This window comes from Brevibacillus sp. HB1.1, from assembly GCF_013332445.1.
In the GTDB taxonomy this organism is placed as follows: Bacteria; Bacillota; Bacilli; order Brevibacillales; family Brevibacillaceae; genus Brevibacillus; species Brevibacillus porteri.
Map to the genome: position 1 here is coordinate 17,967 of NZ_JABMIV010000022.1, position 23,901 is coordinate 41,867.

Below are 23,901 nucleotides of genomic sequence, written 5' to 3' on the forward strand. Positions count from 1 at the left end.
ACATGGTTTTACTGATTTTTGATGAAAAGGAGGAGAGTCCTTGCTATCTTTTGTCTTCCGCAGATTTATCTCCATGATCGTGACGTTATGGCTCATCATTACCCTCACCTTTTTCCTGATGCATGCCGTTCCAGGATCTCCTTTTGAAAAAGAAGGAAAGGCATTAAACGAAGCGGTTGCTGCGAACCTCAATGCCTACTACAACCTGGATAAGCCACTACTCGTCCAATACGGGCTGTACTTGCAAAAGCTATTGCAGTTTGACCTTGGGCCATCGATTGCCAACAGCTCAGATACGGTCAACAAAATGATCGCCCGTGGATTCCCCGTTTCTTTTCAACTCGGTCTGATTTCTGTCGTCTTTGCGATTGTCACTGGTATCGCCCTTGGTGTGATCGCCGCGCTACGACATAACCGTCTCATTGATTACCTTGCCATGATTATTGCTGTTATCGGGATATCTGTTCCCAGCTTTGTTGTCGCTTCCTTATTAATCAAATATTTGGCGGTCGAATGGAAGCTGTTGCCGACCGCAACATGGGGTACTTGGCAGCATGTGATTATGCCAGCGCTTGCATTGGCATTTGGTCCGATTGCGATTATCGCTCGTTTGACCCGTACTAACATGCTGGAAGTGTTGACCCAGGAATATATTGAAACCGCTCGTGCAAAAGGGCTGTCTCCGGCGACGATCGTGTTGAAGCACGCGCTACGTAATGCAATTTTGCCTGTCGTCACGCTTTTAGGTGCATTGATTGCCAACGTTTTAACGGGAAGCTTTGTGATCGAAAAAATATTTGCGATTCCTGGGATGGGGAAATACTTCGTCGCTGGTATTAATAACCGTGACTATTCCGTCATTATGGGAACGACAGTCTTCTATAGCGCACTTTTAATTTTCCTGATGTTTGTCGTCGATGTCCTGTACGGCATCATTGATCCACGAATTAAGCTACATCGAAAGGAGAGCGAAGGATGATCGTTTCTGATGATTTATTTATCCCCATGCGTAAAGACAACCTCAATGCGGAAGCGATTGTGCGACCTCAACTGACGTTTTGGCAAGAAGCTTGGCTTCGTCTGAGAGGAAACAAGCTGGCCCTGATGGGATTGGTAGTTATTATCTTGCTTGGGGTTATGGCTACGATTGGACCGATGATCTCTGGTCATGAATACGCCAAACAGTCGATTATTATGAAAAACAAACCGCCATCGGAAGCGAATTGGTTTGGTACTGATGATTTTGGCCGTGATGTTTTCACACGTGTTTGGTATGGTGCTCGCATTTCCCTGTTTGTCGGTTTGACAGCAGCTCTTATCGATTTTTTCATTGGTGTCTTGTATGGAGGAATTGCCGGATATTTGGGCGGGCGAATCGATAATATCATGATGCGCTTCGTCGATATTTTGTACGGCCTTCCTTATTTATTGGTTGTGATTTTGTTGATGGTCGTCATGGGACCCGGACTTTTAACCATTATTATCGCATTAAGTGCGACAGGCTGGATCGGGATGGCCCGGACTGTGCGTGGTCAGGTCCTGCAAATGAAAAACTCGGAGTACGTACTGGCGGCAAAAACAATGGGGGCAAAGCCGTTCTATATCATTCGCAAGCACCTGCTGCCTAACACAATTGGCATCATCATTGTCTATGTCACGTTATCTGTTCCATCTGCGATTTTTTCAGAGGCGTTTCTGAGCTTCCTCGGTCTCGGTATTCAGGCACCAATGGCTAGCTGGGGTGTGATGGCGAACGATGGACTCCCCACCATTTTGTCCGGTCATTGGTGGCGGCTCTTTTTCCCTGCTTTCCTAATCTCGCTGACGATGCTCGCGTTCAATGTGCTCGGTGATGGCTTGCGTGATGCGTTCGATCCGAAGTCAAGGAGGTAGGCAACATGGATAAAACGGAAAAGCTGCTGGAAGTCAGTGGGCTTCGGGTCACATTCAAGACGCATGGCGGTGAAGTAAACGCGGTTCGGGACGTGAACTTTACCTTGAACAAAGGGGAGACACTGGCGATTGTTGGTGAATCCGGATGTGGGAAAAGCGTGACTGCAAGGAGCATCATGCGTCTGATCCCAGAGCATATCGGAAAAATCGCAGGTGGAAGTATTCATTTTAAAGGGCAAGACCTGGCAAAGCTGCCGGAAAAGCAAATGCGTGAGCTGCGTGGGAAAGAAATCTCCATGATCTTTCAAGATGCGATGACTTCACTCAACCCGACCATCACCATTGGTGAACAGATTATGGAAGGAATCGTTCGCCATCAAAAGGTCGCCAGAAGCGAAGCCAAGCGGCAAGCGATTGAAATTCTCACCTTGGTCGGGATCGCCAATCCAGAAAGTCGTCTCAAGCAATACCTCCATCAGTTCAGTGGCGGGATGCGCCAACGGATCATGATTGCGATTGCGCTTGTCTGTAAGCCGTCCATTTTGATTGCGGATGAGCCTACGACAGCGTTGGATGTAACGATTCAGGCGCAAATCATCGAGCTGTTCAAAAGCATTCAGCAAAAGACGGGAGTCTCGATCATTATTATCACGCATGATTTGGGAGTCGTCGCCAAGATTGCGGATCGGGTCAACGTCATGTATGCCGGAAAAGTGGTAGAGTCCGGTCCTGTTCGCGACATTTTTTACAATCCTCAGCATCCATACACAAAAGGCTTGCTGGCGTCGATGCCTCGTTTGGATGCGGATCGCTCTATTCCGTTGAGCCCCATACCTGGAACACCTCCAGATTTGTTTCGTCCGCCAATAGGCTGTGCATTCGCTGCGCGCTGCGACTACGCGTTGGAAGTATGTCGGAATTACCAGCCTGCGGAGACCCATGTCCATAGCAAACACGCGGTTTCCTGTTGGTTGCAGGACCCACGGGCGAAGAAGTTGCTGGCGTCGATGCAACCGCCTACGGGGACCTGATTCATGGCTGTCGAGGGCAGTGCATTCGTGTAAAAGAGGGTGTCGTCTGACGGCGCTATCCTTTTACGTCATACAAAAACAAAAAAATAAGGGGGAAGAAACAGTGAAAAAACTATCAACATTGTTGCTGACGGCTACGCTGGGTGTGTCCATGCTCATGGCTGGATGTACATCGGGTCAACCAGCTGCACCGAGTGAGCCTGCACCAGGCAACACGGCTCAGCCAAACGCTCCGACGCCGGGCGATCAAGCGGCAAAGCTCCTCTTGCTGAATAATATCAAGGAACCGACGTCATTGGACCCGCCAATTGGTTTCGATGAGCCGTCCTATAACATTTTGAACAACTTGATGGAAGGCTTGACCCGCCTGGACGAAAATCAAAAGCCTCAACCAGCGGCCGCTTCCGAATGGACAATCTCCGTGGATGGAAAAACCTACACCTTTACCCTGCGTGACAACAAATGGTCCAATGGTGAACCGGTAAAGGCTCAGGACTTCGAATTCGCGTGGAAACGCATGCTTGATCCTGCCCTGGCATCTCCAGCAGCATCCCTCGCGTACATTATTGAGGGTGCGGAGGCATATAACAGCGGGAAAGGACCGGCGGATGGCGTAAAAGTAAAAGCTCTGGACGACAAGACACTAGAGGTTGTGCTCGCTCAACCAGCTTCTTGGACGCTCCTGTTGGCATCCAACCCAGCTTTCTTCCCTGTACACAAAGCAACTGTAGAAAAAGATCCGAAATGGGCAGCAGAAGCAGCAAGCTTTGTCGGAAACGGACCATTCAAGCTGACAGAGTGGGCGCATGACAGTGAACTGAAAATCATGAAGAGCGATACCTACTGGGATGCAGCCAACGTAACGCTGCCTGGTGCCGTTTGGAAAATGATTGATGACGAGAATACCGAGTATCAAATGTTTACGAACGAAGAGCTGCATAGAACAACAACCGTTCCTGCAGACATGGCGGACCAATTGTTCAAAGAAGGCAAAGTATTCGTGCGTGACGGAGCAGGTACAGAGTTCTATCGTTTTAACGTAACGAAGGAGCCATTTGATAACGCCAATATTCGTAAAGCCTTTAGCTTGGCGATTGACCGTAAGACACTGGTCGACCTGGTGCTGATGCGTCAGCAAAAACCGGGAACAGGCTTCGTATCTTTTGGTTTGCCTGATGCCAACGGTGAAGGACAATTCCGTGAAGTGGGCGGAGAACTGGTAAACTTCAACCCAGATGAAGCGAAGAAGCTCCTGGAACTAGGAATGAAAGAAAAAGGCTACACAAAGCTACCAGAAGTTACACTCACATACCGTAGCGGAACGGCTAACGAAAAAACGGCACAAGCCGCGCAAGAAATGTGGAAGCAGACGCTGGGCGTAGATGTGAAGCTGCAAAAAGTAGAAGGAAAAGTTTTGACCGATATGCAAAAGCAATTGCAGTATCAAATTGCTCGTTCTTCCTGGTTGCCTGACTTCGGTGATGCGATCAACTTCCTCGACATTTTCCAATCGAAGGCAGCAAGCAATCGTACGGGTTGGAGCAATGCGCAATTCGACAAGCTGATCCAAGACGCATACAAAGAGCCAGACGATGCAAAACGTCTGAAGCTGCTGCATGATGCAGAAAAACTCTTGTTGGATGAAGCGCCAATCGCACCGCTGTATTTCTACAACACTTCCTTGCTCTCAAGCGACAAGGTGAGTGGGGTACAAAGCTCTTCACTTAGCTACACAGACCTGAGAAAAGCTGTCGTGAAGTAACAAGAGTGAGTTGGGAGAAGTCATTTCAGGCGGCTGGAATGACTCTCCCCCCTTTTTTGCTAGAATTTTTAATAGTGCTATAATTTAGTATGTCTATTAGAAAAAACAGTGAAAGAAAGCACAAGTGCTGGAGAAGATGGAGGAAAACATGATTATTCAAGCCATTGAAGTAAAACGAATATCTGTTCCTTTGAAAAAGCCTTTTAAAACGGCTTTGCGTACGGTGCATAGCCTGGAATCGATTCTGGTGAAAATCACCTGCGACAACGGTATGGTCGGGTGGGGCGAAGCTTCGGCTACTGTTGTCATTACCGGAGACAGCATCGAGAGCATCGAGTCGGCGATTATGAACACGATGAGACCTCAGCTCATCGGTTTGAATTTGCTTGCCTATGAACGAGTTTTCCAAACCTTGCATCAATCCATGGTAGGGAATACGAGTGCGAAGGCAGCAGTAGACATTGCATTGTACGACCTCATTTCTCAGCGCGCAGGAATGCCGTTGTATCAATTCCTGGGTGGCTACCGTGACCAATTGGAGACGGACTATACCGTCAGCGTGAACTCCCCGAAAGAAATGGGCGAGGATGCGGCTGCCTATCTCAAGCAAGGCTTCAACGTACTGAAAATCAAAGTCGGCAAGGACAATATCGAGGATGACATTTTGCGCATCCAGGAAATTCGCAAATCCGTGGGCAATCAGGTGAAGATTCGTCTTGATGCCAACCAGGGATGGAATGTAAAAGAAGCGGTGCAATCCATTCGAAAAATGGAGGACATGGGTCTTGGCATCGAACTCATTGAGCAGCCTGTAAAAGCGCATGATCTGGAAGGCTTGAAGCGGGTAACAGATTCGGTCGATACGCCAATCATGGCTGACGAGAGTGTGTTTTCACCAGCGCAGGCTCTGCAGGTTTTGCAAAACCGTGCGGCTGACATGATTAATATCAAGCTGATGAAAGCTGGCGGCATTTACAAAGCACAATTGATCAACCAATTGGCTGAAGAGTACGGTATTCCATGCATGGTTGGCAGCATGATCGAATCACGTCTGGCTGTATCAGCAGCAGCTCATTTTGCAGCCAGCAAGAAGAACATCACCCGCTTTGATTTCGATGCTCCGTTGATGCTTTTGCATGATGGCATAGAGGGTGGCGTAACGTACGAGGGCCGCGTGATGCGCATGCCAGAAGAGTCTGGGCTCGGTATTCGTTCCGTCAGCCTGTGGGAGGGGGAGAACTAAGATGAAATCTGCCATTGTTTCTGTCTCTGTTGCCACTGTGTGGACCAAGCCGGAGTCGCCGCGTGATATTGACCAAGTAGCACTCCAATCCCCGGTAGATGCACGAAGCTGGCTCGCTTCCCTTACTGTGGAGGAGAAGCTTGGTTTTTACGACCAAAACGCGATTCAAACCCAAGCGCTGTACGGTACGCGCGTAGAGGTAGTCGAGGAGCAAGGGGAATGGTCACAAATTCTGATTCCTGATCAGACTACGAACAAAAACACAACAGGCTATCCGGGCTGGATGCCGTCTCGCCAGCTAGCACCGTGGTCAGATGCTTTCGAGGTACAGCAAGGCCAAAAGCTGGTGATGGTCACGGCGGCGTTTACCCGTCTACATACACCTGATCAAAAGCCAGACATGGAACTTGCCTTCTTGACCAAACTACCGCTGATCGAGGAAACCGCGGACTGGGTAACGGTAGCGACACCGAACGGCACAGGACTTTTGCCAAAAGCAGACGTCAAAATCGTGAAAGCAAACGAGCCCATCGAGCTTTCCGGTAATCGTGGAGAGGCAATCGTAGAAGCGGGTAAGCGATTCCTCAATCTGCATTATTTATGGGGCGGCATGTCCTCTTACGGGTATGACTGCTCAGGATTTGCGTACAACATGCACCGTTCTGTCGGTCTCCAGATTCCGCGTGACGCATCTGATCAGGCAAAAGCCGGACAGCTTGTGGAAAAAGAAGCTTTGCTTCCAGGCGATTTGTTGTTTTTTGCCCATGACGAAGGAAAAGGCAGAGTCCATCACGTGGGCATTTACATGGGCAATGGCGAAATGATTCATTCTCCGGATTCGCGAAGTGCCATCGAGATCGTCAAGCTGGATGGCTACAAGCTCGAAAAGGAACATTGCGTCTCCAGACGATACTGGTAAACGGATAACGGGGAGGAGTGGCCAGATGGAACGAAAGAAGCTGGTCCAGGTAAAGAACCTGACAAAAACCTTTACGTTGGGTAAAGGGCTCTCACTTACGGCAGCGGACAATGTTTCCTTCGATATATACGAGGGGGAAACGTTTGGACTGGTAGGGGAATCTGGCTGCGGCAAATCGACCACAGGCCGTACAATCATCGGATTGTATCAACCGACGACAGGTGAGGTCATTTTTGACGGGCAAAACGTCCATCAGGCATCATCTGCTGTGCGGAGTAAGCTGACACGCCAAATGCAAATGATTTTTCAGGACCCGTATGCTTCTCTGAACCCCCGAATGAACATTGCGGAAATCATATCGGAGGGCCTGTATCTGAACGGGCTATATAAAGGGAAGGAACGGATGAACCGTGTGATTGAGCTGTTGGAGATGGTTGGTTTGCAGAAAGAGCATGCCAACCGTTTCCCGCACGAGTTCAGTGGTGGTCAGCGACAGCGGATTGGGATTGCCCGTGCGCTTGCCGTGAATCCACCATTCATCATTGCCGATGAGCCGATTTCTGCACTCGATGTTTCGGTTCAGGCACAGGTCGTTAATTTAATGAAGAAATTGCAGCAGGAACAAAAGCTGACGTATTTGTTTATCGCGCATGATTTGGCGATGGTCAAGCACATCAGTGACCGTATTGGCGTCATGTATTTGGGTAATATGGTCGAGATGACTGCGAGTGAAATTCTTTACGAATCACCGAAGCACCCTTATACGCAGGCGTTGTTGTCGGCCATTCCTGTCCCCGATCCCGACTTGGAGAAAAGCCGTGAGCGCACCATTATCGAAGGTGACGTTCCCAGCCCGATCAATCCACCTAGCGGCTGTGTGTTCCGTACACGTTGTCCAGTAGCCAAAGCAGTATGCGCCGAAAAGAAGCCTATCTGGCAGGAAGTAGACACCAACCACTTCGTCGCCTGTCACTTGTATCAATAGTCTTCTATTTTGCCAGAAGATTCGACATTGTCTTTCTGCCATCCTTGATTAATGGGGATGGCTTTTTCTACATAAACTTTTAACTTTAACCTATGAAAGGGCTTACATCAACTATTCGGAGAGGAGAACTGTTAATATTCTGTTAACTGGCAGGAATCGAACAGGTTTTGTCGAAATACGGATACAGTAAAACATTCCGTGACTCACCTACTTCATCGTGAACTTCATTCCAGAGAAGTGAGGGTTGCATATGACTCTGAGTACCTCCTCGTTCCATTCAACTCCCCGTCGCTGGCGGGAAGTGGAGACACAGTTGGGAATTGTTGTCCCTAGATCGCTTCGATCGGACACTTCTGCTCTACTGTTTTTGGAAAGCGTCGCTGCAACACCCATGTTGGACAAAGAAGAAGAGCTTGCTTGCCTGATTCGCTATCAAAGGGATGGCGATCTTGAAGCACGTGAAACGATTGTGCGCGCCTATTTACGATACGTAGTTAGTACCGCTTTGCGCCATTTGAAAAGAGGGATGCCGTTCCTGGATTTGATTCAGGAGGGCACGATAGGTTTGTTTACCGCGATTGACAAATTTGATGTGGGACGTGGCGTGCGTCTCTATCATTACTCACACTGGTGGATCTCTCAGGCGATCACCCGTGCCATCAACGACAAAGCAACTTTGATTCGCATTCCTGTCCACATGCATGAGCAGATTCGCCAGTATCAGAAGCAAGTACTACATCTCGTCCATGCTTTGAATCGTACGCCTGATCGGCAGGAGATTGCCGTACTCTTGGATATCCCACTAGAAAAGGTGGATGCCATCGAACTGGCTTTAATGATGAAGATGGAATCCATCGACGCTGAGCTGGATAGTGAGAAATGGCAGGCTTGGCATGAAGACGAGAGCTTGAGCTACGCAGAAATCATGGATGATGGGTTGTCCTCTCTGGACGACTGGATTGAAAAGGTAGACCTTCGCTCGCAGATGCGTGCAGCGTTGGAGCGACTTAGTCCCCGCGCCCAAGAAATTATCTCTATGCGTTATGGTCTCTATGATGATCAAGTGTATACGCTGGAGGAAGTGGGGAAAATGTTTGGTCTTACCCGCGAGCGTATTCGCCAAATTGAAGCGACGACGATTGACCGATTGCGAACGCAAAAAGCTTCACACGTATTAAAAGATTATTTAACCTAACATAGGATTTGGTTATTTCAGCCCCTCTTTATACAGAGGGGTTTTTTCTGTCAGAAATGGTCGAATTCACAAAGTGTCAGACTCACAGTGGGAGAAGCGTAGTCTTTTTCTCCTTGTGGTAAACTGGTAAGATAGCTTCATGATTTTTTCGCTATGTAAAGAGGTAGTTTGAAAAGGAGGATCGCTACATGGGCGATTATATGATAAGAGCAACTGGTTTTAATGGGCATGTTCGTGCATTTGCCGCACGCACGACAGAATCTGTCGAAGATATGCGTCGTCGTCATGACATGTGGAATACAGCGACAGCAGCAGCGGGGCGTACGCTGACCATTACCTTGATGATGGGGGCTATGCTAAAAGGAAACGAGAGCCTCTATGTCAAAGTAAAAGGAGGCGGACCAATCGGGCAGATCATCGCGGAAGCAAACGCACATGGTGAAGGAATCGCTTATGTATCCAACCCTCAGGTCCACTTTGAGCTAAACGATAAAGGCAAGCTCGATGTAGCGCGTGCAGTGGGAACAGACGGGTTTGTGTACGTAACGAAAGATCTGGGTCTCAAGGAGCCGTATCAAGGAAGTTCGCCGATCGTCTCTGGTGAGATTGGGGAAGACTTCACTTATTATTTTGTGATGTCCGAGCAAACGCCTTCAGCAGTAGGTGTGGGTGTACTGGTTAATCCTGAGGACCGTTCTGTTTTGGCTGCGGGTGGATTCATTCTTCAGCTGTTGCCGAATACGCCAGAAGAGGTTGTAGCAGCCATTGAAGAACGTTTGGGGCAGCTTCCGCAGGTTTCTCGCATGATTGGCGAAGGATTGACTCCGGAAGAGATTTTGGCCCGCGTATTGGATGAGCCAAAAATCCTGAGCCGCACGGAGATTCAATTTAGCTGCAAATGTACAGCGGATAAGGTGGTTCAGGCACTGATCAGCATGGGACGCGAAGAAATGGAAGGTCTGATTGAAGAACTGGGCGAAGCAGAAGTACACTGTCATTTCTGTAATGAACGTTACCATTATGACAGATCCGCGTTGGAAGACATCCTGAAAGACATGTAAGCGCGGCGTCAAGTAGGGGAGTGTTGGCATGACCAACCTAAAAGGGTTATGGGCATTCATTGGGGCGCTTGTATTGTTGCTGCTTGCCGTTACCTGGGCATGGTACCAGGCATCAGGCAAGCTGCAGCCTGCCGCCATCGTAGGGGATAAGACGATTAGCAACGATGAGTATGTAACGGCGCTGAAACAAAAGTTCGGTAAGCAAGTGCTAAACGACATGATTAATCGGGAAGTCGTTTTTCAAGAGGCGAAGCGATCCGGCATTACGGTTGATCAGAAACAGCTGGAGCAAGAGCTTTCCCAGATTCGCGACAGTTATGGCAGTCGGACAGACAGCGAGTTTGAGGCTGCGCTGTTAAAACAAGCGGGAACGACCGTGGAAGCCCTCAAGCAGGAGATTTCTTACCAAATCCTGCTGCAAACCCTGGCAACGAAGGACATGACCATCAAGGATGAAGAAGTGCTAAACGTCTACAATAGCCGATCTGACCGCTATACCCGACCGATGCAGATGCGTTTAGGACAAATCGTCGTGGCGTCACAAAAAGAAGCGGAACAAGTTTTGGCTGATTTAAAAAACGGGGCCGACTTTCAGACGATTGCCAAAGAGCGTTCGATTGATGCGGATACAGCTGTGAACGGCGGCGATGTAGGCTGGGTTTCCATTAAGGATAATCGATTGCCTGACGAGGCGAAGCCCATCGTAGAAAAGCTGGAGAAAGACAAATATAGCGAAGCGATCAAAATAGAAGACCAATACGTCATTTACCAACTGACAGAGCGCAGGGAAGCCAGTCAACGGACATTTGAAGAAGTAAAAGATGAGTTACGCCGAGAGATCGCATTTGCCCAGGTCGAGTCATTGGATGTCGTGCTGGAGCGGTTGCGAAAATCGGTAGGGGTCCAGATTTCTGGGCAAATGCCTCATTGACCAAATAGGCTGCCGTTGATATAATTATGTCAATAAATCCTAGCGTTTTACTCGGTTATTAAAAATAGGAGGGGCAGAACATATGCGCGTGGCTAATTCCATTACCGATTTGATTGGATTTACTCCGCTTGTGAAGCTGAATCGTGTTGTCACCGAAGATATTGCAGACATTTACTTGAAGCTGGAGTTCTTCAACCCGGGAAGCAGTGTAAAAGACCGAATTGCGTTGTCGATGATTGAGGCAGCAGAGGCAGATGGAAGTCTGAAACCGGGTGATACTATCATTGAACCTACGAGCGGAAATACTGGTATTGGACTCGCGATGGTTGCTGCTGCAAAAGGATATCGTGCTATTCTGGTCATGCCAGAGACGATGAGTATGGAGCGACGCAACCTGTTGCGTGCGTATGGTGCGGAGTTGGTTCTCACACCAGGCAGCGAAGGGATGGGCGGAGCGATTCGCAAAGCGGAAGAGCTGGCGAAAGAAGATAGCTCGTATTTCATTCCGCAACAATTTAAAAACTTGGCGAACCCGGCCATTCACCGTGAGACAACTGCGCGTGAGCTGTTGGACCAAGCGAAGGAAATCGGCGGCGTAGATGCGTTTATTTCCGGTATTGGTACAGGCGGAACGATTACGGGTGTAGGGCAGGTTCTTCGTGAACACTATCCGAATGTTCAAATCGTGGCTGTTGAGCCTGCTGCTTCGCCAGTTTTGTCTGGCGGCAAACCAGGTCCACATAAGATCCAAGGTATCGGGGCTGGCTTTGTCCCGGATATTCTCGATACACAAATTTACGACGAAATCATTAAAGTAGAAAACGAGGACGCTTTTGAAACCGCGCGTCGTGTTGCTCGTCAGGAAGGTATTCTCGGCGGGATTTCTTCTGGAGCAGCGATCCATGCGGCTCTGCAAGTAGCAGCGAAGCTCGGCAAAGGCAAAAAAGTGATCGTTGTCATTCCTTCGAATGGTGAGCGTTATTTGTCCACGCCTCTGTATCAGTTCGAAGACTAATGGTAAAAAGATACCGCAAGACCACGGAGCGCCACGTTGGCGACGTGGTCTTTTCTTTTTGTGTCAGGCAACTATATAATGAACGGATAAATAGTGAAAACCGGAGCGTGAAGAGGAAGAATGTTCCCTACCTTTGCTGATTGCCAGACGTATGCCTTATCTTATCCGTTGGTTCCCCTTGCCCTGCGTAAACCGTGGTCTTCGACGATTGATCCGTGGCAGGTGCTCACAAAGCTACAGCCTTCTCTGCAAAATGCTGTCCTGTTGGAAAGTGGACGAGCTGGGCGGTATACCTTTTTGGCATATGAGCCTATCGCTACGCTGCGCAGTCAGCGAGGAGAAACCATCGTTTCGTACCCAGAAGGGAAAATGGAGAGCATAGAGACTCACAACCCATTGAATGCTTTACGAGAGCTGCTCTCTCGTTACCGTACGCCGATGCTTCCAAGTATGCCAGATTTTGCTGGAGGCGCCGTAGGCTATATTAGCTATGAGATGAACCGCTTTTTTGAGCCTAGCTTGCCACAGATAGCGACTGACGACTTACAGTTGCCAGACCTGTATGTTATGATAATGCAAGACCTTCTTGTCTTTGATCATGAGACCCGAGAGATCATTTGCCTGACGCATTTGCGCGCGGACAATTTGACCGAAGAGAGCTATCGACAAGCAGCACTCCACCTGGAAAAACGCATGGACTTGATTGCTTCATTGGCAATGGATCGCGATGAGACAGATTGGGAAGCTTTGCGCAAAAGACCGCTTGCCAAGCTAGTGCCTGCGTCCGTATCCTTTGCCAAAAACCAATTCGAGGATGCCGTTCGTCGGGTGCAGGAGTACATCGCCCAAGGGGATGTTTTTCAGGTCAATCTGTCGGTACGGCAAAGCAAGCCGGTGCAGGTGACAGCCCCAGAAGTGTACGATGTGCTTCGCAAGCTGAATCCCTCGCCTTATATGGGCTATCTGAGCTTCCCTGAATTTCAATTTGTTAGTGCCTCGCCAGAGCTACTTGTAAAGGTAAAAGGCAAGGAAGTGCATACGCGTCCAATCGCCGGCACACGTCCTCGTGGATTAACGGACGAGCAAGACGATGCATTGGCACGTGAGCTGATTGATAATGAAAAGGAACGCGCAGAGCATGTCATGCTGGTTGATTTGGAACGCAATGACATGGGCCGTGTCTGTCGCTTTGGCAGTGTAGAGGTCAGCGAATTCATGGTCGTGGAGAAATATTCCCACGTCATGCATATCGTCTCTCACGTCAAAGGAGAGCTGGCAGCAGGCAAGGATGCGCTTGATGCGATCGAAGCGACTTTTCCGGGAGGAACGATCACCGGAGCGCCAAAAGTTCGCACGATGGAAATCATCGAGGAGCTGGAGCCCGTCAAGCGAGGCGTCTATACGGGATCCATCGGCTGGTTTGGCTTCAATGGTGATATCGAGGTCAACATTGCCATCCGTACCATGGTGATCAAGGATGGCGTAGCTCATGTGCAGGCTGGAGCGGGTATCGTGATTGACTCGGTTCCAGAGGCCGAGTATGCCGAGTCATTGAAAAAGGCAGAAGCGTTGTGGAAAGCGCTTGAGTTGAGCGAGCAGAGAACGATGAGTTGAGAGGAGATGAGTGTACGATGATTTTGATGATTGATAACTACGATTCCTTTACCTACAATTTGGTGCAGTATGTGGGAGAGCTTGGGGAAGAGCTGCAAGTGTATCGCAATGACAAAATTACACTGGAAGAAATCGAACGGTTGGCACCGGATTATTTGATGGTGTCTCCAGGACCGTGCACGCCAAATGAAGCGGGGATCAGCATGGATGCGATCCGCCATTTTGCCGGAAAAATTCCGATTTTGGGTGTTTGTTTGGGCCATCAGTCCATTGGGCAAGTGTTTGGCGGAAAAGTCATTCGGGCTGAGCGCTTGATGCATGGAAAAACGTCGGAAGTTTTCCATGATGGCAAAACCATCTTTCAGGACATCCCTTCCCCGTTTACGGCGGCACGCTACCATTCCTTGATTATTGAGGAAGCGTCCATTCCGAGTGAGCTGGAAGTAACCGCCCGGACAGCCGAAGGTGAAATTATGGCTGTGCGCCATCGGGAGTTCCCAATCGAAGGCGTCCAGTTCCACCCTGAATCGATTATTACGGAGCACGGCAAGCAATTGCTGAAGAACTTCCTTACCGCATACGCGCGCCAAACGACAGGTTAACGCATAGATACGACAGGAAAACCGCCTTTTTTCGAGGGCGGTTTTTTTATTTACATACTCTTTATATAACATTCATGGTTCCTCGATATACGGCTTGTACAATGAAACAGAAGAAGGCGAAAAAGGAGAGATAGTAAATGGATGTAAATCGTCGACAGTTTTTGACTTATCTCGGTGTAGGGACAGCGGCGTTGGCTTCGGTAGCAACAGGAATTCCTGCCCTGGCAGCTGGTAATACCCTATCAGGAAAAACAGCCGACCATCTGTTTGGTCTCGATACAAAAAAACATAACTTCAATCCGAAATTCAAAGAAATTCATCCGACTACGAAAGACGATGTTGTACTGCCGGACGGCTTCAAATACGATGTAGTGGCTTCCTATGGCGATAAAATCAATGCAGTAGGAGATACCTTCGGGTTCAACAATGACTTCACCTGTTTCCTACCAATCGAAGGCAAGTCCGATCATGGCCTCTTGTGGGTGAATCACGAATATTTAGGTGAGTTGGAATATTACGTGAATGGCTATGACTATCTGAATGCAGATGACAACAAACGTACCCCTGAGCAAATCAAGAAGTACTTGTATGCACTGGGCGGTTCCATTATTGAAATCAAAAAAGAAAATGGCAGCTGGAAGCTTGTTTCCGATTCCGAATATGGCCGTCGGGTGAGCGGACTGACCAAGCATGTGTTGACTGGCCCAGCAGCTTCTATTGCCAAAGAAGTAACCGGAACATTTGCGAACTGTTCTGGCGGCGTGACGATGTGGAATACAATTCTTTCCTGCGAGGAAAACTACATGGACGTCGTCGGTGATTGCAAGCTGCCTGAAGCCGAGCATTATGGCTGGGTTGTAGAGGTCGATCCATTTGATCCGAAATCGACTCCGAAAAAGCATACAGCACTGGGCAGATTCTCCCACGAAAACACGGCAATGGTTCTGGCTCCATCTGGACAATTGGTCGTCTACATGGGGGATGATGCGAAAGACCAATACGTGTATAAGTATGTATCCAAAGGCAAGTACGAACCGAAGGCAGGGAAAAACAATTCTAAGCTGCTGGAAGAGGGTACACTGTACGTTGCCAACTTCGGTAAGGGCAAGTGGATTGCGTTGGATTTCGCAACAACCGAAGCACTGAAAAAAGCAGTCGATGCAGATGGCAAACCGATGTTTGCTTCTCAGGCTGACGTGCTTCTCAACTGCCGAGATGCATCCAAAGCAGTAGGGGCTACCCCGATGGATCGCCCAGAAGACCTGGAAGTGCATCCGATTGATGGTTCCGTCTTCATTGCCTTGACCAACAATGACAAGCATGGCAACTTCTACGGACAAATCGTTCGCCTGTTCGAGAAAGACAACAACCATGCAGGCTTGGAGTTTACGTTTGAGATTTTTGCAGCAGGTGGACCACAAAGCGGTTTTGCGGCGCCAGACAACATGGCTTTCGACAGCGCGGGTAACCTGTGGGTCGTGACAGATATCTCGTCCTCGTCGATGAACAGCGGTATTTATAAATCCTTTGGAAACAATGGGGTGTTTTTCATTCCAACAACGGGTAACAGCAAGGGAGAAGCCGCACAATTCGCGTCTGCACCAGTAGGCGCTGAAATGACAGGTCCTTGGTTCACCCCTGATGAAAAAACACTGTTCCTGGCGGTGCAGCATCCAGGTGAAAACCTGAAGTCGTATGACAAGCCGACCAGCCACTGGCCTAAAGGTGGAAATGCAGTAGCCATGCCGAGCGTGATTGCTATTACAGGTTTCTAGGACAAGGAGTGTAACAGATTATGCTGTCGAGCATCGGTATTCCTGGATTAATTCTGATCCTGATCATTGCTTTGGTGATTTTCGGGCCGAGTAAACTGCCAGAGATCGGTCGTGCTTTTGGACGAACCTTGACCGAATTTAAAACTGCAGCAAAAGATTTGACCAAAGACGATGATGAAAAAGAGAAGGCTCCAGAAGAAGCGTTGAAACGAATCAACTAATCCAGCCAGAGAGAAGGCGGTGCGTACACGTGACGCACTGCCTTTTTCCGCGCATGAGGAGGAGTTCGAGTGAGCAAAGAGATGCCTATACTTGAGCATGTTACAGACCTGCGCCGCAGAATTTTGATTGTGCTGTCCGTTCTGGTTGTCAGTATTGTTATCTGCTTTTTGTTTGTGGATCATATTTATTTGGCGTTAGCGAATCATTCAGGGGAAAAGCTGGCGATTCTTGGGCCGGGAGATATCCTGTCGATCTATGTGAAGTTGTCCGCAGTCGGTGCGATTGCGATAACAATCCCAGTTGCCGCGTATCAAGTTTGGCGCTTCGTGGTGCCCGCATTGGAAGAAAGAGAGCGAAAAGTGGCGCTCATGTATATCCCGGCTCTATTCCTGCTGTTTATTTTCGGGCTTTCCTTCGCATACTTTGTGCTCTTTCCGATGATGTACAAATTTGTTTTGGGGCTATCCAACGGGAATTTTGAACTGGTCATAACAGCGAACGATTACTTCACCTTTATGCTCAATCTGTGTCTGCCGTTTGGGTTGCTTTTTGAACTGCCGGTTGTCGTTTTGTTTTTGAGCCATTTGGGGATTCTCAACCCGCATCGCTTGGCTAAAATGCGCAAACCCGCCTATTTGGTGCTCGCGATTATCTCGATTACCATTACGCCGCCTGATTTTCTGTCCGATATTATGGTAATTGTGCCACTCATCGTTTTATATGAAATCTCCATTACTATCTCGCGTTTCGTACACGGCAAACGTGTGCAGGAGACAGCGGTTTCCTCGGAAAATATGATATGATGCTCTCGACTATATTATCGGGAGAGAGCGCAGATGCACGTTTATGTTAACGGGACGATTTGTCCGGCTCACGAGGCTACAGTATCGGTATTGGACCACGGGTTTTTGTACGGTATTGGTTTGTTTGAAACGTTACGTGTATATGACCGCAAGCTATTCTTATGGGATGCTCATTACGCCCGGCTTTGTTCCGGGCTTTTTGCGTTGCAGATTCAACCTGCTTGGACAAAGGAAGAGCTGGCTGAAACCATCTTAATGACCATAGATGCCAACGAGTTGCGTGATGCTTACGTCCGCTTGAGTATTACGGCTGGCGCAGAAGGAGTGGGCTTGGTAGCAGGGGAGTACGAGCGTCCTTCCTTATTCGTATTTGCCAAACCCGTAGCACCTCTAGCGGTACCTCCTCCGCCAAAACGATTGCAGACATTGGCGTTGGCTAGGCAGACAGCAGAAGGCCACCAGCGCTTTAAATCGCACAATTACTTAAACAATGCTCTTGCTCGCCAAGAACTCGGTGCCCGTCCTGATGTGGAAGGTCTATTTTTGACGCATGATGGCTTCGTGGCCGAAGGAATTGTGAGCAATGTGTTCTGGGTCAAAAACGGCCAGTTGTTTACTCCTTCTATTGATACGGGCATTCTTGATGGAGTGACGCGGCGACATGTTTTGACTTTGGCACAGCAATTATCGATGCCTGTCGAAGAAGGACGATATCGCTTGGAAGATCTGCTCAACGCCGATGAAGTCTTTACGACAAATTCCGTGCAAGAGATCGTTCCGATTACCGAAATTGACGGGCATTGCGTCCCTTCGACATATGGTGCATATTCGCGCGAACTGCACCGCGCCTACCGTCAGTCTGTAGCGACTAGCGAGTAAATTATGGTATGCTACTATTCAATGTGCGAAGACGGGAAAAGGGAGTTTGATCATGAAATACAATTCATTTCGAATCCATGCTGCGACCTTCGCTGAGATGGTATCGGAGCTTGTCAAAAGGGGTGTTCCTGTTCCAGAAGCCGAACGCATGGCGGAAGCAGGGACGAGCTTGAAGATTCACACGGAAAACATGAGTGTGGCAACAGCACAGAGTGTGAGAGAGATTATGCACTCTTTCGATGCGGAAGCCATTATTTCAGACCAACCAGGTACTGCCGACAAAAAATACGTGCTGCTGTTGGCTTCACAAAAGAAGATAGATTTGGCGTTGGATCATATGAAAACCCAAACAGAAGAACTACGAGCGTTGGCGGCAGAGGTACGGGAAGTTTTAGCTATGCCTGCCAAGCTTCGTGCGCGCCGCGAGCTGAACTGTGGCCAGTATGTCCTGCCACTGGGAGAGCGTACGCTAGTCATGGGCATTTTGAATGTGACACCTGATTCATTCTCGGATGGCGGTCGCTATGTCGATGTAGACGCAGCACTGGCACAAGCGCGTGCGATGGTTGAGGCTGGAGCGGACCTGATTGATATCGGGGGAGAATCGACACGTCCGGGCTCGGAAGCAGTCGATGAGGCGACGGAGCTGGATAGAGTGCTGCCAGTCATTCGGACACTTTCGCAGGAATTGTCTGTTCCGCTGTCTATTGACACATACAAAGCGGCGGTTGCAGAACGGGCCATTTTGGAAGGTGCACATATCATTAATGATGTATGGGGAGCGAAGCGTGACCCGCGGATGGCAGAGGTAGCTGCTCGTCTCGACGTGCCCATTATCCTGATGCATAATCGCGAAGACACGGACTATCACGACTTTTTCCCAAACTATATTAAAGACCTGCGTGAGTCCGTACAGATTGCCTTGCAGGCAGGGGTAAAACAGGAGCGAATCATCCTTGATCCGGGGATCGGGTTTGTAAGGACTGTCGAGCAAAATCTCGAAACGATGCGCAGGCTGGATGATCTGGTAGGGCTGGGCTATCCTGTTCTACTTGCCACTTCACGCAAGCGGATGATCGGTCATGTTCTCGATTTGCCCGTAGATGAACGTGTCGAAGGTACCGCAGCGACAGTTGCCCTTGGGGCGGCAAAAGGCTGCCATATGGTACGGGTGCATGATGTCAAAGAAATGAAGAGAGTGACGAAGATGATGGACGCGATGCTAAAAGGGGGCTTTAACCTTGGATAAAATCTACTTCAATGGCATGTCTTTTTACGGATATCACGGTGTGTTTGGAGCAGAGGCTGAGCTAGGCCAACGGTTTTATGTCGATCTGGAGCTATCGCTCGATTTATCCAAAGCTGGAGCTAGTGACAATCTTCAAGATACAGTCAATTACGCCGATATCTTTACTTGTGTGCAAAAAATTGTCGAGGGTGAACGGTTTCAGCTGGTAGAAAAACTGACTGCTGTGATAGCAGAACGTCTACTTACGCAATTCCCTTTGCATGAAGTCAAAGCAAAAGTGACCAAGCCGAATCCGCCGATCAATGGGCATTATGAGTCGGTTGCGATTGAGATGATCCGTAGAAGAGAGGATTTTGCTTCATGACAGTTTGTGCGTATTTGGCGCTAGGCTCCAATCTCGGGGATCGGGCACAAAATTTGCGCCTGGCGATACACAGATTGAACGAGCAACCTGGAATTCGCGTGCTTCGTGTCTCCTCTGTTTATGAGACCGATCCATTTGGTAACGTCGAACAAGACGCCTTTCTGAATATGGCGATCGCTGTGGAAACAGAACAGACCCCGGATCAGCTGCTAGATACGGCTTTGTCAGTAGAGCGAGAGCTGGGTCGTGTCCGAACAGTTCGATGGGGTCCGCGCACGATTGATATTGACCTACTGTTGTACGGGACATCTCGTGTTTCGCAAGACAATCTCATGATTCCTCATCCTGGGCTGAGCGAGCGTGCTTTTGTACTCGTGCCGCTTCGAGACGTTTGGGAAGGCGGCGTTTTACCTGAGCATAACCAGACCATTGATCATTATCTTTCCTTATTGGTAGAGGATCACAAGGGGGTACGTGAGTGGGGAGCAATCAATTGGGAAATCGAATCCGGTCCTTCCGAAAGCTAAAAGGGTATACGCAACAGTCCCTTTCGGACAAGATGGGAGTGTCACTGTCGTTTGTTGGATCACTAGAGAGAGGAACTCGTACGCCAACAGAGCCTGTATTACGGAAGATCGCCAGCACTTTACAGGTAGACTACGATGAATTATGTGCTATAAATAAGTGATGTAATGAAGTTTGGATAGGATTGTCCTCTCCAAGACCCCGACTAAGCGGGAATTAAGGAGGCGAAAATAGATGAAAATCGGCAATATCGAATTAAAAAACAACGTAGTTCTCGCTCCAATGGCAGGTGTCTGTAATCCTGCTTTTCGTCTGATTGCAAAGGAGTTCGGTACTGGATTGGTTTGCGCTGAGATGGTAAGCGACAAGGGCATCGTGCACGGAAACAAAAAAACGATAGATATGCTGTTTGTCGACGAACGAGAAAAACCACTAAGTTTGCAGATTTTTGGTGGAGACAAGGAAACCTTGGTGAGTGCGGCGAAATATGTAGACCAGCATACGAATGCGGATATCATTGATATCAACATGGGCTGTCCTGTGCCGAAAATTACGAGCTGTGATGCAGGTGCGCGTCTGTTACTCGATCCAGATAAAATTTACGAAGTCGTATCTGCTGTGGTCGATGCGGTCGACAAGCCGGTTACCGTGAAAATGAGATTAGGCTGGGACGAAGATCATCTGTACGTACTGGATAACGCCAAGGCAGTAGAACGTGCAGGCGGCAAAGCGGTTGCTGTTCATGGACGCACCCGCGTACAAATGTATAAGGGGCAAGCTGACTGGGAATGGATCCGTCGCGTGAAGGAAACCGTTTCGATTCCGGTGATCGGAAACGGGGATGTGGCTACTCCTGAGGATGCGAGACGCATGCTGGATACAACGGGTTGCGATGGTGTTATGATTGGACGTGCTGCGCTCGGAAATCCGTGGATGCTGTATCGTACGATTCAATACCTGACGACGGGCGAGCTTGGTCCGGAGCCAACCGCACGTGAAAAGATGGATATTTGTTTCTTGCATGCAGAGCGTTTAATCGCGCTGAAGGGTCCGAGAGTGGGAGTCCTTGAGATGCGCAAGCACGCGGCGTATTACTTGAAAGGCTTGAAGGGCTCGACGCACACGAAAAATCTCGTGAATGCGGTTGAGACAGAAGAGGAGCTTCGTCGCGTCCTCATGAACTATGTCGACTGGATCGAAAACTACGCCGATGACAGTGAAGAGCCGCTGGAAACAGCGCATGATGAGGCTGTCAGCTACTAAAATTGGTGGTTCATTCCAGACATTGACAAGGGTTCCTTCATATCCTATAATACTCCGTAATATTGGGAGCCGAGCTGCCAGTCCACACTGGCAGCTTTACCTTTGAACCTCACAGACGATTGCATTCTGCTGTATATTGTATAGAACATCTACATATAATCCTTTGTACTTTACCCAGTATAAATGGAATCATTTTTTAAAACGGGGGAATTGAACCATGTCTGAAAAAGAAGTCATCCTTACACCAGAAGGTTTAACAAAGCTGGAACAAGAGCTTGAAGATTTGAAAACGGTTAAACGCAAGGAAGTAGCTGCTCGTATTAAAGAAGCGATTAGCTTTGGAGATATCAGTGAGAACTCTGAATACGAAGAAGCAAAGAATGAGCAAGCGTTCATTGAAGGCCGCATTCTGACCCTGGAAAAAATGCTGCGCAATGCCCGTATCATCACAAATGAAGATGTAGATACAGGTGTTGTAAGCGTTGGTTCCCGCGTGAAGCTGAAAGATCTCGAGTTCGGTGATGTTATGGATTACACGATTGTAGGTTCTGCTGAATCCGATCCGATGAACAACAAGATTTCCAACGAGTCCCCGGTAGGTCAAGCGCTTCTCGGCAAAGCAAAAGGCGCGATTGTTGACGTTAACGTACCGGCAGGAGTCATTCAGTACGAGATTCTTGATATTAACCTGTAAGCAGTCGATCTATGGCGTACCTTTTGCGAGGTACGCCGTATCGCTATTATAAAAGTCTGTACAAAATTGTTAATGCAGGTATTTTCTAGAGGAGTGAGTGAAATGGCAAACGAGCAAGACCTACAGCAAGAAGAGCAGCAACAGGAAGGGCTCCACGAGCTTCTTCAAGTGCGTCACGACAAAATGAATCAATTGCGTGAGTGGGGCTTTGATCCGTTCGGTAAAAAATTCGAGCAAACGCATCACGCTGCAGATATAACGAAAGCTTTTAGCGAAAAGAGCAAGGAAGAGCTGGAAACGGAAGAGAACGTGGTTACGATCGCAGGCCGCTTGATGGCGAAACGTGGGATGGGTAAGGCGAGCTTTGCTCAACTGCTGGATCGTTCCGGTCAGATTCAAATCTACGTCCGTCAGGATACCGTTGGCGAAGAGCTGAGCAAAGTATTTGATTTGGCTGATATCGGTGACATGGTCGGTGTAACTGGTGTTGTTTTCAAAACAAAAACCGGCGAGCTCAGTGTAAAAGCAAAGGAACTGACCTACCTGACCAAATCACTGCGTCCACTGCCTGAGAAATACCATGGCCTCAAAGATATCGAGACTCGCTACCGTAAGCGTTACGTGGACTTGATTGTGAATCCAGAGGTTCGTGATACGTTCATTACTCGTAGCCGTATTCTGACTTCGATGCGTCGTTATTTGGACAACCTTGGCTATCTGGAAGTAGAAACACCTACACTCCATGCGATTGCCGGTGGTGCATCTGCTCGTCCATTTATCACGCACCACAATGCATTGGATATGCAGCTGTATATGCGTATTGCAATTGAGCTGCACTTGAAACGTCTGATTGTCGGTGGCCTGGAAAAGGTGTATGAGATCGGTCGCGTATACCGCAATGAAGGGATCTCTACTCGTCACAACCCTGAGTTCACGATGATTGAGCTGTACGAAGCGTATGCTGACTACCAGGACATCATGAGCTTGACTGAAGAAATGGTTGCTCATATCGCACAGGAAGTATTGGGCACCATGAAAATTCAGTACCAAGGCAATGAGATTGACCTGACACCAAAATGGCGTCGTGTACACATGGTAGATTTGATTAAGGAAAATGTTGGCGTCGATTTCTGGAAGGAAATGAGCGACGATGAAGCTCGTGCTTTGGCAAAAGAGCATGGCGTATCCGTTGAGCCTCACCATACGTTCGGGCATGTAGTGAATGAATTCTTTGAGCAAAAGCTGGAGCATACGTTGATTCAGCCTACCTTTGTTTACGGTCATCCTGTGGCGATTTCGCCATTGGCGAAGAAAAATGACCAGGATCCGCGATTCACGGATCGTTTTGAGTTGTTTATCGTAGCTCGTGAGCATGCCAATGCATTTACAGAGCTCAACGATCCAATTGACCAGCGTGAACGCTTTGAAGCACAGCTCTTGGAAAAAGAAGCTGGTAACGACGAAGCGCATGATATGGACGATGATTTCATTGAAGCGCTTGAGTACGGTATGCCGCCAACCGGAGGATTAGGAATCGGAATTGACCGTCTGGTAATGCTGTTGACCAACTCTCCTTCTATTCGCGACGTACTGCTGTTCCCTCATATGCGTAACCGCGACTAGTCTTTCTGAATAAAACCATCTGAGAAAAACTCAGGTGGTTTTATTTTTTTTACTTGCACTTAAAAAGGTTAAGTGTTATATTAATACCTGTTCTTCTTTTTTACTTAATCGATCACAAAAAATGATGTGAAAATAGTTCTTGCTTTTCCTTCAAGGTATGTGATAGATTAATGAGGTCGCTGAAAAACACGTTAAAAAAACTTGTTGACACGATCTGGACAACCTGATAAGATGAAATGGTTGTTGCGAAAAA

Annotated in this window: 24 protein-coding genes; all 24 read left to right on the plus strand. The window is 48.5% G+C overall.

The window, feature by feature from the left end; all coding sequences use genetic code 11:
- Positions 1-40: 40 nt before the first annotated feature.
- On the plus strand, positions 41-979 hold the full coding sequence (locus HPY27_RS29390; protein WP_017246999.1) for an ABC transporter permease: 939 nt from the start codon (positions 41-43) through the stop codon (positions 977-979).
- Between the two features lie 26 nt (positions 980-1,005).
- A complete protein-coding gene (locus tag HPY27_RS29395) occupies positions 1,006-1,893 on the plus strand; it encodes an ABC transporter permease (protein ID WP_371736826.1) in 888 nt (295 codons plus the stop codon).
- 5 nt (positions 1,894-1,898) lie between these two features.
- Positions 1,899-2,924: an ABC transporter ATP-binding protein gene (locus tag HPY27_RS29400; RefSeq protein WP_173624465.1), complete on the plus strand. Its 1,026-nt coding sequence runs from the start codon at positions 1,899-1,901 to the stop codon at positions 2,922-2,924.
- Positions 2,925-3,027: 103 nt separating this feature from the next.
- Positions 3,028-4,686, plus strand: coding sequence for a peptide ABC transporter substrate-binding protein (locus HPY27_RS29405; protein WP_173624464.1), 1,659 nt, complete (start codon positions 3,028-3,030; stop codon positions 4,684-4,686).
- A gap of 148 nt (positions 4,687-4,834) precedes the next feature.
- Positions 4,835-5,929 (plus strand): dipeptide epimerase, encoded by a 1,095-nt coding sequence (locus tag HPY27_RS29410; RefSeq protein ID WP_106835731.1) that lies wholly within the window; start codon positions 4,835-4,837, stop codon positions 5,927-5,929.
- Between the two features lies 1 nt (position 5,930).
- The gene (locus HPY27_RS29415; RefSeq protein ID WP_174226563.1) at positions 5,931-6,848 is read left to right on the plus strand and encodes a C40 family peptidase; all 918 of its coding nucleotides are present in this window, start codon (positions 5,931-5,933) and stop codon (positions 6,846-6,848) included.
- 25 nt (positions 6,849-6,873) lie between these two features.
- A complete protein-coding gene (locus HPY27_RS29420) occupies positions 6,874-7,833 on the plus strand; it encodes an ABC transporter ATP-binding protein (RefSeq protein WP_173624463.1) in 960 nt (319 codons plus the stop codon).
- Positions 7,834-8,083: 250 nt separating this feature from the next.
- Entirely contained in the window at positions 8,084-9,028 is a 945-nt protein-coding gene (locus HPY27_RS29425; RefSeq protein ID WP_017247006.1) for a sigma-70 family RNA polymerase sigma factor, read from the plus strand.
- A 188-nt stretch (positions 9,029-9,216) separates the two neighbouring features.
- Positions 9,217-10,089: an Hsp33 family molecular chaperone HslO gene (hslO, locus tag HPY27_RS29430; RefSeq protein ID WP_173624462.1), complete on the plus strand. Its 873-nt coding sequence runs from the start codon at positions 9,217-9,219 to the stop codon at positions 10,087-10,089.
- Positions 10,090-10,117: 28 nt separating this feature from the next.
- Positions 10,118-11,020 carry a peptidyl-prolyl cis-trans isomerase gene (locus HPY27_RS29435; RefSeq protein ID WP_174226564.1) on the plus strand — a complete coding sequence of 301 codons (903 nt, stop codon included), beginning with the start codon at positions 10,118-10,120 and terminating at the stop codon, positions 11,018-11,020.
- An 82-nt stretch (positions 11,021-11,102) separates the two neighbouring features.
- Positions 11,103-12,035 carry a cysteine synthase A gene (gene cysK, locus HPY27_RS29440; RefSeq protein WP_017247009.1) on the plus strand — a complete coding sequence of 311 codons (933 nt, stop codon included), beginning with the start codon at positions 11,103-11,105 and terminating at the stop codon, positions 12,033-12,035.
- 120 nt (positions 12,036-12,155) lie between these two features.
- The gene (locus HPY27_RS29445) at positions 12,156-13,649 is read left to right on the plus strand and encodes an anthranilate synthase component I family protein (RefSeq protein ID WP_069852984.1); all 1,494 of its coding nucleotides are present in this window, start codon (positions 12,156-12,158) and stop codon (positions 13,647-13,649) included.
- A gap of 17 nt (positions 13,650-13,666) precedes the next feature.
- Positions 13,667-14,251 carry an aminodeoxychorismate/anthranilate synthase component II gene (gene pabA, locus HPY27_RS29450; protein WP_017247011.1) on the plus strand — a complete coding sequence of 195 codons (585 nt, stop codon included), beginning with the start codon at positions 13,667-13,669 and terminating at the stop codon, positions 14,249-14,251.
- Positions 14,252-14,388: 137 nt separating this feature from the next.
- Positions 14,389-16,026 (plus strand): PhoX family protein, encoded by a 1,638-nt coding sequence (locus tag HPY27_RS29455; RefSeq protein WP_174226565.1) that lies wholly within the window; start codon positions 14,389-14,391, stop codon positions 16,024-16,026.
- 20 nt (positions 16,027-16,046) lie between these two features.
- Positions 16,047-16,247, plus strand: coding sequence for a twin-arginine translocase TatA/TatE family subunit (tatA, locus tag HPY27_RS29460; protein WP_017247013.1), 201 nt, complete (start codon positions 16,047-16,049; stop codon positions 16,245-16,247).
- Between the two features lie 69 nt (positions 16,248-16,316).
- Positions 16,317-17,051 carry a twin-arginine translocase subunit TatC gene (gene tatC, locus HPY27_RS29465; RefSeq protein WP_174226566.1) on the plus strand — a complete coding sequence of 245 codons (735 nt, stop codon included), beginning with the start codon at positions 16,317-16,319 and terminating at the stop codon, positions 17,049-17,051.
- A gap of 33 nt (positions 17,052-17,084) precedes the next feature.
- On the plus strand, positions 17,085-17,930 hold the full coding sequence (gene pabC / locus HPY27_RS29470) for an aminodeoxychorismate lyase (RefSeq protein ID WP_017247015.1): 846 nt from the start codon (positions 17,085-17,087) through the stop codon (positions 17,928-17,930).
- A gap of 52 nt (positions 17,931-17,982) precedes the next feature.
- Positions 17,983-19,179, plus strand: coding sequence for a dihydropteroate synthase (gene folP, locus HPY27_RS29475; RefSeq protein ID WP_174226567.1), 1,197 nt, complete (start codon positions 17,983-17,985; stop codon positions 19,177-19,179).
- Complete coding sequence (gene folB, locus HPY27_RS29480) at positions 19,172-19,543, plus strand: dihydroneopterin aldolase (RefSeq protein ID WP_017247017.1); 372 nt, start codon at positions 19,172-19,174, stop codon at positions 19,541-19,543. Before folP ends, folB begins: the two co-directional genes overlap by 8 nt.
- A complete protein-coding gene (gene folK / locus HPY27_RS29485) occupies positions 19,540-20,070 on the plus strand; it encodes a 2-amino-4-hydroxy-6-hydroxymethyldihydropteridine diphosphokinase (RefSeq protein WP_174226568.1) in 531 nt (176 codons plus the stop codon). The genes folB and folK overlap by 4 nt, the downstream gene beginning before the upstream one ends.
- Positions 20,022-20,231, plus strand: a complete 210-nt coding sequence (locus tag HPY27_RS29490) for a helix-turn-helix domain-containing protein (protein WP_012683949.1) — start codon at positions 20,022-20,024, stop codon at positions 20,229-20,231. The genes folK and HPY27_RS29490 overlap by 49 nt, the downstream gene beginning before the upstream one ends.
- Before the next feature lie 71 nt (positions 20,232-20,302).
- Complete coding sequence (gene dusB, locus HPY27_RS29495; protein WP_017247019.1) at positions 20,303-21,331, plus strand: tRNA dihydrouridine synthase DusB; 1,029 nt, start codon at positions 20,303-20,305, stop codon at positions 21,329-21,331.
- Positions 21,332-21,548: 217 nt separating this feature from the next.
- Complete coding sequence (greA, locus tag HPY27_RS29500) at positions 21,549-22,025, plus strand: transcription elongation factor GreA (RefSeq protein WP_007725265.1); 477 nt, start codon at positions 21,549-21,551, stop codon at positions 22,023-22,025.
- A 102-nt stretch (positions 22,026-22,127) separates the two neighbouring features.
- Positions 22,128-23,648, plus strand: coding sequence for a lysine--tRNA ligase (gene lysS / locus HPY27_RS29505; protein WP_017247020.1), 1,521 nt, complete (start codon positions 22,128-22,130; stop codon positions 23,646-23,648).
- Positions 23,649-23,901: the final 253 nt, after the last annotated feature.